General features: G+C 70.3%; 17 protein-coding genes. 6 read left to right on the top strand and 11 right to left on the bottom strand.

The genetic code is table 11. The features are described 5' to 3' along the window. Positions 1-4: 4 nt before the first annotated feature. A complete protein-coding gene (locus GPZ80_RS33970) occupies positions 5-118 on the top strand; it encodes a nickel-binding protein (protein WP_187220101.1) in 114 nt (37 codons plus the stop codon). Positions 119-240: 122 nt separating this feature from the next. After that, the gene (locus GPZ80_RS09685; protein WP_187219956.1) at positions 241-621 is read left to right on the top strand and encodes a DoxX family protein; all 381 of its coding nucleotides are present in this window, start codon (positions 241-243) and stop codon (positions 619-621) included. 18 nt (positions 622-639) lie between these two features. On the opposite strand, the gene GPZ80_RS33305 is transcribed toward GPZ80_RS09685, so the two are convergent. Continuing rightward, on the bottom strand, positions 640-762 hold the full coding sequence (locus GPZ80_RS33305; protein ID WP_281401202.1) for a hypothetical protein: 123 nt from the start codon (positions 760-762) through the stop codon (positions 640-642). A gap of 14 nt (positions 763-776) precedes the next feature. Here GPZ80_RS33305 and GPZ80_RS09690 point away from each other — a divergent pair, with 14 nt between their 5' ends. Then, positions 777-1,103: a DUF6292 family protein gene (locus GPZ80_RS09690; protein ID WP_246476924.1), complete on the top strand. Its 327-nt coding sequence runs from the start codon at positions 777-779 to the stop codon at positions 1,101-1,103. A gap of 106 nt (positions 1,104-1,209) precedes the next feature. On the opposite strand, the gene GPZ80_RS09695 is transcribed toward GPZ80_RS09690, so the two are convergent. Further along, the gene (locus tag GPZ80_RS09695) at positions 1,210-1,476 is read right to left on the bottom strand and encodes a DUF1876 domain-containing protein (RefSeq protein WP_187219958.1); all 267 of its coding nucleotides are present in this window, start codon (positions 1,474-1,476) and stop codon (positions 1,210-1,212) included. 197 nt (positions 1,477-1,673) lie between these two features. Here GPZ80_RS09695 and GPZ80_RS09700 point away from each other — a divergent pair, with 197 nt between their 5' ends. Further along, on the top strand, positions 1,674-2,084 hold the full coding sequence (locus tag GPZ80_RS09700; RefSeq protein WP_187219959.1) for a PRC-barrel domain-containing protein: 411 nt from the start codon (positions 1,674-1,676) through the stop codon (positions 2,082-2,084). 271 nt (positions 2,085-2,355) lie between these two features. Next, positions 2,356-2,886 carry a hypothetical protein gene (locus GPZ80_RS09705; RefSeq protein WP_187219960.1) on the top strand — a complete coding sequence of 177 codons (531 nt, stop codon included), beginning with the start codon at positions 2,356-2,358 and terminating at the stop codon, positions 2,884-2,886. 171 nt (positions 2,887-3,057) lie between these two features. Here the strand turns inward: GPZ80_RS09705 and GPZ80_RS09710 are convergent, their stop codons facing one another. The 3 genes from GPZ80_RS09710 to GPZ80_RS09720 all read right to left on the bottom strand — a co-directional run bounded on the left by GPZ80_RS09710 (position 3,058) and on the right by GPZ80_RS09720 (position 5,596). Beyond that, complete coding sequence (locus tag GPZ80_RS09710; RefSeq protein WP_187219961.1) at positions 3,058-3,204, bottom strand: hypothetical protein; 147 nt, start codon at positions 3,202-3,204, stop codon at positions 3,058-3,060. Positions 3,205-3,313: 109 nt separating this feature from the next. After that, a complete protein-coding gene (locus GPZ80_RS09715) occupies positions 3,314-4,927 on the bottom strand; it encodes an alpha/beta fold hydrolase (protein ID WP_187219962.1) in 1,614 nt (537 codons plus the stop codon). 54 nt (positions 4,928-4,981) lie between these two features. Next, positions 4,982-5,596, bottom strand: a complete 615-nt coding sequence (locus tag GPZ80_RS09720; protein ID WP_187219963.1) for a DUF1345 domain-containing protein — start codon at positions 5,594-5,596, stop codon at positions 4,982-4,984. A 315-nt stretch (positions 5,597-5,911) separates the two neighbouring features. On the opposite strand from GPZ80_RS09720, the gene GPZ80_RS09725 reads away from it, so the two are divergent. Next, the gene (locus tag GPZ80_RS09725) at positions 5,912-6,571 is read left to right on the top strand and encodes a response regulator (RefSeq protein ID WP_187220102.1); all 660 of its coding nucleotides are present in this window, start codon (positions 5,912-5,914) and stop codon (positions 6,569-6,571) included. A 196-nt stretch (positions 6,572-6,767) separates the two neighbouring features. Here the strand turns inward: GPZ80_RS09725 and GPZ80_RS09730 are convergent, their stop codons facing one another. The 6 genes from GPZ80_RS09730 to GPZ80_RS09755 form a co-directional block, all read right to left on the bottom strand. Further along, positions 6,768-7,514, bottom strand: coding sequence for a thioesterase II family protein (locus GPZ80_RS09730; protein ID WP_222719107.1), 747 nt, complete (start codon positions 7,512-7,514; stop codon positions 6,768-6,770). Further along, positions 7,511-8,056: a hypothetical protein gene (locus tag GPZ80_RS09735; RefSeq protein WP_187219965.1), complete on the bottom strand. Its 546-nt coding sequence runs from the start codon at positions 8,054-8,056 to the stop codon at positions 7,511-7,513. Before GPZ80_RS09735 ends, GPZ80_RS09730 begins: the two co-directional genes overlap by 4 nt. Position 8,057: 1 nt before the next feature. Next, complete coding sequence (locus GPZ80_RS09740; RefSeq protein WP_187219966.1) at positions 8,058-8,555, bottom strand: DUF3995 domain-containing protein; 498 nt, start codon at positions 8,553-8,555, stop codon at positions 8,058-8,060. A gap of 106 nt (positions 8,556-8,661) precedes the next feature. Further along, on the bottom strand, positions 8,662-10,611 hold the full coding sequence (locus GPZ80_RS09745; protein ID WP_187219967.1) for an ABC1 kinase family protein: 1,950 nt from the start codon (positions 10,609-10,611) through the stop codon (positions 8,662-8,664). A gap of 95 nt (positions 10,612-10,706) precedes the next feature. Further along, positions 10,707-11,999: a methylaspartate mutase gene (locus tag GPZ80_RS09750; RefSeq protein ID WP_187219968.1), complete on the bottom strand. Its 1,293-nt coding sequence runs from the start codon at positions 11,997-11,999 to the stop codon at positions 10,707-10,709. Continuing rightward, positions 11,996-12,463, bottom strand: a complete 468-nt coding sequence (locus tag GPZ80_RS09755; RefSeq protein WP_187219969.1) for a cobalamin B12-binding domain-containing protein — start codon at positions 12,461-12,463, stop codon at positions 11,996-11,998. The genes GPZ80_RS09750 and GPZ80_RS09755 overlap by 4 nt, the downstream gene beginning before the upstream one ends. Between the last annotated feature and the right edge of the window lie 78 nt (positions 12,464-12,541).

Below are 12,541 nucleotides of genomic sequence, written 5' to 3' on the forward strand. Positions count from 1 at the left end.
CGGCATCCGCACACCAGGAGGGGAGGCCTTCTGCCTGGTCGAGGCCCCGGACGCCGAATCCGCGGTCCGCGTGCACCGCGAGGCCCACGGCCTGGTGGCCGACCATATCCACGAGTGACCGAGGGCAGCTGAACGCCACCCCGCAGGCCGCGCCCGGCGACCGGCGGGTGTGGCCTCGGCGCGGGCCACCAGGGCATGTCCTAGCCTCAAGCACGCTGACCACCGATCCTGGGAGCCCGAATGCGCGACGACGAATCAACCCGCCCGGCCACCGCTCTGGCGCTGTTCCTGGGCACCGCCGGGCTCGCGCACTTCGTTCAGCCGCGCTTCTTCGACAACATGATCCCCCGCGAACTGCCCGGCAAGGCGCGGCACTGGACCTACGGGTCCGGCGTGGCCGAACTGGGGGTGGCGGCCGCTGTCGCCGTGCCGCGAACCCGGCGGGTCGGCGGGCTGCTGGCCGCGCTGCTGTTCGTCGCGGTGTTGCCCGGCAACCTCAAGATGGCGGTCGACTACCACCGCGCGGGCAAGCCGCTCCTCCTGCGGTTGGGCACGGTGCTGCGGCTGCCCGCACAGCTGCCGCTGATCGCCTGGGCCCTGCGCGTGCGGTCCAAGGCATGACCAGGTAAAACCTGTCGGTCATTCCAGGCCACGCACGATGGTGGGCTCCAACTCCTCTTCCTCGCGCGGGCTCGGGATGGTGGGCACGTCGACTTCCGCGTCGGCGTCCGGCTCGGCTGGGCTGTCATCGGGGTACCGCATCGGTCTCGCCTCCCTTGCGACTCGAATACCCCCGAACGGCCGATTCATGCGAGGTTTACCCACGGTGGCCTCGGGAACGCCCCACTCATGACCAAGAACCAGGCGACCGGTGCGTGTTCCGGCTCGACCCGCTCGCCGCCGAGTTCCTCCCGCTGGACCAACGCATCCCGTGGCCGGCCGAACGACGGTTCGCCCTCCTGTGGGACGAGGAGAACGGCTGGGCCGCCGCGGTCACCACCCAGGACGAGGCACGGTTGGTGCCGGCGTCGTTCCTCGCGATCGACGTGCTCGCCGACGTGAGTCTGGTGGGGCCGGTTCGTCGGGGAGCTCCTCTCCGGTGAGTACCTGGGATCCCCGTTCCCACCCGCTCTGCGCGACGCGGCGGGGCGGCGACGACCTCGACACACCGGCTCGCGGGGTTCGCCCACAGCTGACTCGGTGTGTCACTCAGCGAGGCAGGTTCGCTGGGAGGTGGGTGATTCCCTCGATATCCGAGGCGGACTTCTCGAGCAGCTGATGTGCCACATCGGCCAGCGCCCGGGAAACCGCTAGTTCGTCGCCGATCTCGGGGACGTTCGTGTCGTCCGGGCTCAGCCGCGCGAGCCCGAGACCGACCAGGGTCGCGTCGGGGGTGGTGAGCCGGGCCTTGGCCCGGGTGCGTTCGGTGTGTTCGTCGATGACGATCTCGATGTGCCAGAGCTTGACCTCGGTCATCACGCGCCTCCCGCGAATGGCTCCGACCTGACAAACCTGGCTTCCATTATCCGGGCTCCGCACCGTCCTGGCACGGCCTATGGACCCCGAGCGGACACCAGTGCCCGATGACGCCGCCGAATGGCGCGTGGGCCTGCGGGTTTACCGGTTGCCGGCGGGGGGAAGCCGTCAGGGTCCGAGCGACTGGAGGAGGAGCCATGGCCGATGAGACGGCGACACTCGTTCGACTTGGTGAGACGGACCTGACCCTCGCCAACGCCGCGGAGGATGTGCGGGGCCTCACCGTGGTCGACCGCAACGGGGACGAGCTCGGAAAGGTCGAGGGACTCCTGATCGACCCGGACGAGCGTCGGGTGCGGTTTCTCGAACTCGGCGCGGGCGGCTTCCTGGGCATCGGGAAGAAGACGCTGCTCGTGCCGGTCGACGCGGTCGCCGCGGTCGACGACCAGGTGCACATCGACAAGGACCGCGAGCACGTCGCGGCGGGTCCGGGCTATGACCCCGAGCTGAAAGTCCAGCGCGACTACTTCGAGGATGTCTACGGCTACTACGGATTCTCACCGTACTGGCTGCCCGGCTCCATACCGCCGCGGTATCCGTTCCTCTGACCGGTGGGCTCATGCCGGACGGCCTCGTGACGGTGTCGACCAGCTCCTGCCACACCCGGGCGACCCACGGCTGGGGAGCACCACGCCCGCGACGCCCGCGAGTACGTCGCGCGACGGTCGAGGAGATCCGGGCGAACGCCAGCGCGATACGACGACCAGGCGACATCGTCACGCGGCCCGGCAGCGCCAGGCCGCCTGACCGGCCATCCGGTCAGGCGGCAGTTCGGTGTTTCCGCCAACAGAACGGGCCCTCGGTCGGTACGTTGCCCGCATGAACGTCTCGCACCTCGCGCTAGCCGTCGTCTCCGCCGCCTGCATGCTGGCCGGGTGCGACAGCGGGGGCGAACCGTTGTCGGTCCAGGGTGAGACCCCCACGCCGACCGATGCCGCGGCCACGGGCCTCGACGGCAAGGACCTCTGCTCGCTGGTCACCGAGGAGACGCTGGCGATCGCGAACCTGAAGACCTCCGACGGGGTGCGCAAGAAATGGGTGCACTACCCGGCGGCGTGCGTCTTCGGGGAGAAGAAGGACACCAGGGTGATCGTCATCGCCGAGTACGACGGCGGCCTGCCGATCAGGAAGGACGACAAGCACTACCGCGAGATCGACGGCGTGCCCACAGAGAACGCGTACGACACCAAAATGACCTGCCAGCTCACCTTCGATGTTGGCACCTCCCAGGCCAAGGTGCTGGTCGAGGCGCTGTGGGGCCAGGAGAAGTCGTACATGGCGTGCGATATCGGCATCCCGGCGATGAAGGACGTGCTCGAAGCCGCGAAGAAGCCGGGCCCGGTCGGCTGACACCCCGGCTTTCGGGACCGCCTTGCTGATGGAAGTGATCCACGACTGGCCCGACCCCGAAGCCGCCGCGATCTTGGCCGCCGTCCGCCGAGCCGCGTCCCGTGCGCGGGTGCTGATCATCGAGGGCGTCGCGACCTGATCGCACGCCTCCCGTTCCGCTTCGGATCGGCTTCAGATCCGACTGATCACTTCGCCGGTCCACCGGCTGACCAGAACCGAATCGGCGGGAAACCGTCGGGCGCCGTCGGCGCGCAGCGCGATCGCGGGACCAGCCTCATACGCGGCCAGGGCCGCCCGGTCCGTGAACTGGTACCGCATCTCCAGGACGTCTCGCTTGTCCGCGCTGGGGTGGCGCGGCAGCGGTGAAATCGATCGATGGGGTGCGGGGTCCCCCCGGGGGTTCGGGCGGGACCCCGCGGTCAGAGGGTCAGCGGCGGGGCAGGACGGCGGCGAGGATCTGCTCGACGAGTTCGCCGAGGTCCGGAATCGGCACCGAGCCGGGCAGGCCGTGACCATCGGCCGGGACGGCGGCGGGCGGGTTGGCGGTTTCGCAGTCGCTCACCCGGTGGGCGGGCAGCACTCCGTCGACGAGGTAGGCGTTGACCTTGTCGTTGACGCAGGCGTTGGCCTTGATCGGGTCGTCGCCGGGGCCGTACACGCCGTGGGTGCCGTCGTTGTGGACTCGGATCAGCGAGTTGCCCAGGGTGCGGGCCATCGCGGTGCTGTTGTCCAGGGCGGTCTGGGTGTCGCCCTCGGCACCCAGCACCAGTCCCGGCGCGTACTCGGCGCGGCCGACCCGGGGCAGTTCCTCGCCGTCGCGCTCGTGGAACGCGCAGTTGTTGGGCTGCACCGTGTTCACCGTGTTGCCGTACGGGAGGAACGTGCGCCACCAGCGCATGTCGCGGTAGTAGGAGTTCAGGTCGGTCGACCAGTCCCAGTCGCAGGTGACGGTCTGGTAGACCGCCGCGGACACGCCGCCGTCATCGGCGGCCGAGAGTTCCCTGGCGGCGTCCGCGGCCCGCTTGTTGCTCGCCGCCAGCGCCGGGTCCGGCCGCTTGCCGTTGACCTCGGCCAGTGTGGCGCCCATGTTCTTGGCGAACGGCGCCCACGACAACCGGTACCGGGTGGACTCACCGACGCCGGTGTCGAACGCGGTCTGGTTCTCGAACCCCGCCACCGGGCGCTGCGCGGCGACCGCCGCGATCGTGTCGATCGCGGCCCGCACCTCCCACACGGTGTCACCGAGGTGGAAGGTGCTGTCGCGGGCGGCTGTCCACCTCGCCCACGCGTCGAAGTTGCCCTTGGTCGAGGCCAAGGTGTCCTCGTTCTGGTCCTGCCAGGTCTTGCCCGGGTCCAGCGACGAGTCGAGCACGCTGCGGTCGAGGCGCTCGGGGAACATCTCCCCGTACACCGCGCCCAGCCAGGTGCCATAGGAGACACCAAGATAGCTGATCTTTTCCTCACCGAGCGCCTCGCGGACGCGGTCGAGGTCACGGGCGGTGTTCGGGGTGTTGACGTGCTTGCGGAACGTCCCGCCGCCTGCGACACAGCCGGCCTCGGTCCGCCGCGCGACCTCGGCGATCGTCGCGAAGTCGGCGTCGGCGGGCCTGGAGGTGCCCACGGTGCCTTGCTGCAGGTCGTCGGTGTTCGGCTCGACGCAGGTCAGCTTGGTCGAGGCGCCCAGACCGCGCACGTCGATGCCGACGATGTCGTAGACGGCGGCGATGGGCAGGTCGACGTAGTTGAGCGGAAAGATCCTGCCCTCCCCGCCCGGACCGCCGGGGTTGGTGAACAGCACACCCCGCCGCCGAGCCGGATCAGTCGCCTTGACCCTGCTGATCGCGATGGTGATCTGCTCGCCGTCCGGGGCGCTGTAGTCCATCGGCACGCTGACACTGGCGCACTCCATGGGCAAACCGTTATCGCAGGGTTGCCAGGCGAGCGTGGCGGCGTTCGCCGTGCCCGCCACGCTGATGACCGTGACCAGCGCGGCCCCACTCGCGACCGCCGTCACTCCCGCTATCACTTTCTTACGTGACACTGTATGTCTCCCCGACATGGTTGGTTGACTGGTGGGTGTTGTGGTGCTTGGACATCATTTGCCGGTGATGACCCCGATGGCCACGCCCAGCGTCGCGGTGTTGTACACGAACGCCAGAACGCTGTGCGCCAGAATCTTGGACCGCACCGAGGAAGCGTTCGTCTCGACGTCGGACACGGCGAACGACGTGCCCAGGGTGAACGAGAAATAGGCGAAGTCCCGGAAGTTCGGCTCAGGCGTGTTCGGAAATATGAGAATCTTTTCGGGCAGCGCCGCGTAATACGCCTGCGCGTACCGCTCGGCGTACCCGAAATGCAGGATCGCCCAAGCGAACAACACGGCGGGCACCGCGAACACCTTGGCGAGGAACTGCTCCTCCGCCGGGACATCGGTGATCACGATCATCAGTCCGGCGGTGATCCCGACCAAGCTGGAGAACAGCGTGAACAGCAGGCCGCTGCGCTTGCCCAGCATCGTCCCCAGCCAGTCCGACGGCTCGCGATGGCGATCGACCCGGGCGACCCGCCGCATCCGGGTGACCAGGTAGACCACCGCCAACACGTCCCACAGCGCCAACGCGGTGATGCTGTCGGCGGCGAAGACCACGACGCCGAGCGCGATCAGCGCGCCCTCGACGACTCGCGAGAGCACCAGCGAGACCCGCTTCATCACGGTGACCCCAGCGGCATGAATCGCGACACGGCCGCGACTCCCATGACAATTTGTGTCATTTGTGATAATTCCTTCCGAGACTGTCGACCTGGTGACCCAAGAATGACGCCAGGCGCGTCTCCCGGCCATTCAGATCACGCGCCCGCCAAGCCGATCACACCGACTCGCCCGCCGATAGTCACCACCAGGGGGGATCACACGGCCGGGTGGCCGGAAATACCCGCAAGGTGGCCGGGACTTGAGCGCCTCATTTCAGCTTCGGTATTGTCGCGCCGGTTTTCCCTTTAGGGTCATGCCGTGGAGGAAGCCCTGGTGATCAAAGCCGTCGTGGTCGACGACGAAGCGCTTATCCGGTCCGGTTTCGCCCTGATCCTGGGAGCGGCCCCGGATATCGAGGTGGTCGCGACGGCCGTCGGCGGGGACGCCGTCGCGGAGGTCGAACGGCACCAGCCTGACGTGGTGTTGCTCGACATCCGCATGCCCGACGTGGACGGTCTGACCGTTCTGCGGCAGTTGCGGCGCCTGACCTCCCCGCCGGTGGTGGCCATGCTGACGACCTTCGAGGCCGACGAGTACGTCACCGCGGCACTGCGGTCGGGCGCCGCGGGGTTCATCCTCAAGGACACCGATCCCGCGCAACTTGCTCAGCAGGTCCGCACCCTGGCGGGCGGCAGCGTCGTGCTCTCGCCGAAGGTCACCCGCGCGGTGATGGGCAGCGGCGCGACCCCGGCCGAAGCCGACGCGGTCCTGCGGGTCGGCAAGCTCAGCACCCGGGAACGCACCGTCCTCGGCCACATCGCCCAGGGACTGTCCAACGGCGACATCGGCCTGCGGATGCACCTGAGCACCGGCACGATCAAGGACAACGTCAGCGTCATCCTGACCAAACTCGGTGTGGACAACCGGATCCAGGCCGCCCTGCTCGCCCAGCGCGCCGAGGTGAGATCAGCGGGCGAGACCGGCACGGCATGACCTGGCAGCGGATCAGACACCGGTTCGGGACTTGACCCCCGTGGCGCTGTCGCTGACGGCATCGGGTCTCATCGTCGACACCCTCGGCTGCTGTTCCCGTCTCGCTACCCGCCCGCTCTGCCGCCGCGTCCGCCGTTGTCCCGCCCACACCACAGGTTGCCGGAATCCCGCGATCCCGTTACGCGGCGCGCGTCTCCTACCGGTGGTCGGACAGGCGGGCGACGAGGTCGGCGACGACGGCCGATTCGTGTTCGACGAGGTAGAAATGCCCGCCGGGGAACACTTTCAGGTCGAACCCGCGGGTGCTCGCCGTCGACCACTCGCGCAGGTCGGCGGTGGAGGTGTTCGGGTCGTCGGCGCCGAGGTAGGCAACGATCGGCACGTCCACACCGGGCAGCGCGCCAGGTTGGTAGTTCCCGGTGAGGCGATAGTCGGCGCGGATCGCGGGCAGCACCAGGTCGCGCAGTTCCGGATGGTCGAGGACGGTCGCGCTTTCCGCCCCGAGCCGCTTGACGTCGGCGATGACCAGGTCATCGTCGCCGAAATGGGCGGGCCGGGAGCGCAGCAGGTGCGGTGGGCGCCGGGCGGAGACGACGAGCAGGGCGGGGGCGGGAGCCAGCCGCCGGGCGACCTCGTGGGCCACCGACGCGCCCATGCTGTGCCCGAACAACACCAGTGGGACGTCCCGCCAACCGGACAGTGCGGCGGTGACCGCGTCCGCGAGCGGCGCCATCGTCTCGATGAACGGGTCGCCGAGCCGGTCCTGGCGACCCGGGTAGCGCACGGCCAGGACCTCGACGTCGTCGGGGACCCGGGTGCCCCAGCCGTGGAAGACGCCCGCGGTGCCGCCCGCGTGGGGAAAGCACACCAGCCGCACGGCGGGCGCCGCGGGCGATGTGATCGGTCGCAGCCAGGTCAGGTCCCGGGCGGTGGAGACGGTCACGACGAGCCCCGTTTGGCGCGTCTGCGCGCGGCGCGCAGCCATTCCGCCCTGATCAGGCCGCTGGGCAGCCGGATCAGCAGCCAGTACCGGGTGAATTTGCGCCGGGTGTCCTCGTCGGTGGTGAGGACCCGCGTCTCGGTGCGCACGGTCGCGCCCGACAGGCGGAAGTTGAACGCCACCTTGTAGTGCCCGGGACCGACGGCGGCGCGGAAACGGTCGGCCGCCTCGGCGGGCGCGTCGCCGAGTTCGACCGCGCCCGCGGGACGCGCCATGCGCACGACCGAGCCGATCACCACCTCGGTCGCGTCGCGGCCCAGGACGGTGAATCCGCCGCTGGTGAGGTCGGTGAGGAACGGCCGGTCGGGCGGCATCCGGGTGCGGCCGAGGGAGGCGACGAACAGCAGGCCGCGAAACAGCGGGACCTCGCTCCACGTCACCTGTTCGACCGCGTCGAGCAGGCCCGCGCCACCGGGGACGGAAAGTTCGTGGCGCTCATCGAACTGCCATCGCGGCAGCATCTCGTCGAGCAGGGTGGTGGTCATCTCACGCCTCTCGCCTGCCCCGGGTCGCCCGCTGGTGCAGCAGCGCCGCCACGCCGACGAGGACGCCGCCGACGAACCAGTAGGGCTCGTACCCGAAGAAGCTGAATCGCTCCGGCACGGACAAGGTGTGCTGCTCGCCGCGGGCCAGCACGATGCCCGCCTGGATGACGGTCGGCACCGAATGAACCAGGCACAGCGCGCACATCGCCCACGCCGCGACCAGGCGCAACCTGCGGGGGAACCGCAGGCCCCACGGCCGCACGAGAGCCAGACCGAGCAGACCACCGCCCACGCAGAGCGGGACGGCGATGATGTCGATGATCAGGAGCGCGGTGTTGTCGGGGACGGAGAACCCCTCGGGCAGGCCGAAACCGCCGCCGAAGGCCCAGTACACGTGCAGTAACGCGAACGCGAACGCCCACACCGCGGTCGCGTACCCGAACAGTGGAGTGCCGGTGATGCTCGGATTCTCGGTGACGTCTGCCGGACGGTCGAGCATCAAGATCCCTTCGTCGCCCACCGGTCCCGACGCCGGCGGCCTCACGCTCAGCGTAGGGGCAGCAAGCCCGGCTCCGGCGCGATCTGCAACTAGCTGCAGTCGCCCGTCAGCGGCCTCGGCGCAGCATCACGAACAGTGTCCTGAGCACGAGCACGCCGCTCAGCACGAGCATGTTGTAACCGATCACCTGGTAGAGCGACAGGCCCGCGGTGACCACCGGGCCGCCTTCGGTGCCCATCAGCAGCACCGCCATCACGCCGGTCGTGCCGCCGAGGAACGCGGTGATCACCTGATCGAGCATCGTGGTGACGGCCCGGCGGTCGCCGTCGTCGGAGAGCAGCCTGATCCGCATGGAGAGCTGGCCGCGTTCGAGCGCCCCGGTGATCCGGTCGAGCCTGCGGGGCAGCCTGCGCACCATCGGCAGCAGCGCCAGCAACTCGTCGGCCACCGAGCGACGCAGCGAGTCGTAGGTGAACCGGTCGGCCATCATCACCGTCGCCGACGTGCGGGCCTCGGTCATCAGGTCGAATCCCGGGGAGAGGACCGCGAGCGTGCCGTCGAGGGTGATCAGTGAGCGGAACACGGCGGCGACCTCGGGCGGCACGCTGAGCTCGAACCGCGCGGCGAGCCGCAGCAGCGCGGTGAACATCTCCAGGTCCGGCCCGGTACCGCCGGTGCCGAGGTGCACCGCCATGAACTGGCCGAGCGCGCGTTCGAGTTGGTGCTCGTCGAGCTCGTCGGACGACACCACCAGTTCCAGCAGCGCGTCGCGCATCGCGGCCGGGTCGCCGAGGTCCGCGGCGTGCAGCAAACGCCCCAAGGCCGCGCGCAGGGTCGCGTCGAGCCTGCCGACGGAGCCGTAGTCGAGCAGGGCGAGCCTGCCGTCGGCCAGCAGCAGGACGTTGCCGGGGTGCGGGTCGGCGTGGAACACCCCGTCGACCACGATCTGCCGCAGCACGCAGTCCAGCAGCGCCCGGGCGAGCGCCGCCCGGTCGGCCTCGCTCAGCGCGCGCAACACCTCGGTCGAGGCGCCCAGCGGGTTGCCGTCGAGCCGGTCGAGCACCATCACACGCGTGGTCGACAGTCCCTCGTGGACAGTAGGCAGCACGACGCGCGAATCGTCGTGGCCGCCCGCGGTGACGGCGAGCGTGTTGCGCACCTCGACGCGGAAGTCCAGTTCCTCGCGCAGCGCCGCGGAGAACCCGGCCGTCAGCTCCCGCACGCCCATCGTGGCGCCCCACCGGGTGCGGGTCTCCAGTGTCCGCGCGAGCCGGGACAGGATGTCGAGGTCGCGGGTCACCTCGGTGCGGATGCCCGGCCGCTGGATCTTCACCACCACGTCGGTGCCGTCGCGCAGCCGGGCCCGGTGCACCTGGGCCACCGCGGCGGCGGCGAGCGGGGTCTCGTCGAACTCGGCGAACACCTCGTCGATCGGCGCGCCCAGCTCGTCGACGAGCACTTCGCGCAGCCGCGGCCAGGACACCGGGGTGACCGTGCTGTGCAGGCGTGAGAGCTCCTCGACGAACTCGACCGGCAGGAGGTCGCCCCGGGTGGCCACGAGCTGGCCGAGCTTGACGAAGGTGACGCCGCCCTCCTCCAGCGCCAGGCGCAGCGACCGGGCCAGCCGGTGCGGCCCCGAGGCGGAGTCCGACCGGGCGCGGCGCCTGCCCCACAGGTAGGGGCCGAGCCCGTGCCGCACGGCGATCGCGGTGATCTGGGAGTAGCGGCGGGTCCGGGCCAGCCGCCTGCGCACCGCCCGGACCCAGTCCACCGGCCAGCCCAGCGATCCGGTGGGCACCACCGCCTCGGCGACCACCAGGAAGGTGGCGGCCACCAGCAGCGCCACCCCGAACTGGATGCTCACCAGCACCGGCTGGCCGGTCGGCCGCACGGCCAGCCCGAACAGCGTCTGGCCGACCAGGCCGAGCCCGCCCGCGACCAGCGTGCGGGTCACGCCCACGTTCAGCCCGAGCAGTTTGCGGGCCAGCGCGGCGAGCACCGCCACCGCCGCCAGGGTGCCGAGGACGAACAGCACCGCGGACACCACCGGACTCATCGGCGGCCCGCCCCGAGCTCGATGCGCGTAGTCATACGCCCACCCTGGCGTACCCGCCTGCCGGGCGCACCTGTCCCCCTCGATAAGGGCCGCTGTCAGTCCCGCGACGGCTTGCGGGCGGACTCGTTCTCTCGGTCGTACCTGCGTTCGACGTACGACAACGCGGCGAGCAGGTCGCCGCTGGCGCTGCCGGAGGCCCGCAGACTCTCCGGGGCCGGGCGGGGCAGCGGCATGCCGCCCACGCGCGACCACCGCAGCCAGCCCGAGGCGTCCACGTAGCTGCGGGAGCGTCCCGCGTTGTCCGGGTGCAGGCAGTACGGCACGTCGAGCACCCCGGTCGCGAACGCCCGGCACAACGCCTGGCCGACGTCGGGATGCAGGTCCAGCACGGCCTCGACCAGGGTCCTGGCCTCGTTGTGGATTCCGCTGTCGATGAGTCGCTCGGTGACCGGTTCCCCGCGCGCGACCTCTTCGGCCACCGCCGCGGCGTACTCCAGCGCCGCCACGTTCTCCTCGATGGTCGGGATCCGGAACGCCTCCGCGGGCGTCTTGACGATCAGCCGCGCGGCGCCGCCGTGGACCGCGAGTTCGGCCGCGTCGCCGAGCAGGTCGAGCGCGCCCGAGCGGGTTCGCGGGTACACCCCCATGTAGGCGTAGAGCACGATGTGCCAGTCCATGTCGGAGAGCAGGTCGCCCGCGAGGCGGTGCATGGCGCGCAGCGCTTCCAGGTCCTGCCTGCGGTCGGTCTGCTGCGCGTAGCTCAGCGAGATGCTGCGCAGCCCGTGCTGGCGGAAGAACAGCCCCTCCAGCACGGAGATCGCCACCAACAGGCTGGGCGGGCACAGCTGGCCGAGCATGCAGCCGCCGAAGCTCTCCAGGTGCGGGCGCGCTCCCTGGTCGGCGAGGTTCGCCAAGAGTTCACACGCGCGTGCCCAGTCGTCCACCGCGAGTGGCAGCGGGACCCGGCTGTAGGGCAGGCAGTAGGACACCGGGCCGCCCTCGGTCACGGCCAGACCCGAGCCCGCCATCGCCTGGAAGATGTCGAGCGGCAGCCCCGATCCGTGCCGCACCTGGACCGGTGTGCCGGTGTGCGCGATGGCGGCCACGAGTTCCCTGGTGACCGCGGGGTCGAGGTTCACCAGCGGATAGCCGTTGAGCGGCATGCCGGTGCGCATCGCCTCGGCCACCGCCGCGTAGTCCCCGACCCTGGTGTAGCTGTCGAGCGTGATGGTGGCGATGGTGCAGGCGTTGGCGCCGGTCACGGCGAGCAGACCCCGCAGCATCTGGTTGGGGTCGCTGAATCCCATCCTCGGCTGCACGACCAGGGCGGCGCGTTTGGCGGCCTCGGCGAGGAAGCCGTCTATGCCAGGCGTGACGGTCGCGGTCACGGGACGCACTCGCCACCGGTCGGGCTCGGCACCAGCCGGTCGAGGAAACGTCGGAACGACTCCGGTGCGGCGTCGTCCCCGAAGACCGCGTCGAATCCGGCCGCGAGCAGGTCGTCGGTCTGGGTGTCCGAGATCGGCCCGCCGACGCCGAGCTTGCCGCCGATCACCACTGGCAGATCGCGCAGCGCGCGGTGGGCGCGCAGTGCGGTGATCACCCGTTTGCCGTCGCCGTAGCCGTGACCGTTGACCGTGGACAGCACGATGAGGTCGGGCTGGACGCGGAGCGCCTCGGAGATCAGCAGCGCGTCCGGGACGCAGGCGCCGAGGTTGACGACCTCGGGGCCCAGCTCCTCGATGAGGAGTTGCAGATACACCAGGTTCCAGGTGTGCGCGTCGGAGGAGACGCTGCTGAGCAGCACCCGACGGAGATCACCTAAGAGGTGGCGGCGGACGTGCGGATGCATGGGTTTCCCTTCCAGGAGAGGCAGAGGTGAGGCGGAACCGAGGGTGGGCGCGGACTTCCCGCGCCCACCCGGCTCGTG

Origin of the sequence: Actinokineospora xionganensis (assembly GCF_014323725.1) — a bacterium.
GTDB lineage: Bacteria > Actinomycetota > Actinomycetes > Mycobacteriales > Pseudonocardiaceae > Actinokineospora > Actinokineospora xionganensis.